The sequence below is a fragment of the Pseudoalteromonas sp. 20-MNA-CIBAN-0454 genome (genome assembly GCF_040308685.1).
Taxonomy (GTDB): Bacteria; Pseudomonadota; Gammaproteobacteria; order Enterobacterales; family Alteromonadaceae; genus Pseudoalteromonas; species Pseudoalteromonas nigrifaciens.
Genome location: NZ_JBEOOB010000209.1, coordinates 1 through 251, shown reverse-complemented (window position 1 = coordinate 251; position 251 = coordinate 1). Strand labels below are relative to the sequence as shown.

Below are 251 nucleotides of genomic sequence, written 5' to 3'. Positions count from 1 at the left end.
ATATGAATCAGTTGAGTTTGAAGGTAAGCCATTAACAGAAGTAGGCCTACGTGCTGGTTATGCATGGGCACAAGGCGACTACGAATATGAAGTATCAGCATTCGTGCGTAACCTATTTGACGAGCAACAAGCAATTGGTGGTGTTGATTTCAACAACAACACAGCAATGGTTAACGAAGAGCGTTACATTGGTGCTGAATTTAAAGTTAACTTTTTCTAATCGATTAAATTAACGTTAAATTGTATTTAAT

At 37.1% G+C, this 251-nt stretch carries 1 protein-coding gene; it reads left to right on the top strand.

Annotated elements, in window-relative coordinates; genetic code table 11:
• Positions 1–220 (top strand): hypothetical protein (locus AAEZ22_RS18525; protein WP_352298539.1); only part of this gene is annotated, 220 nt, incomplete at its 5' end.
• Between the last annotated feature and the right edge of the window lie 31 nt (positions 221–251).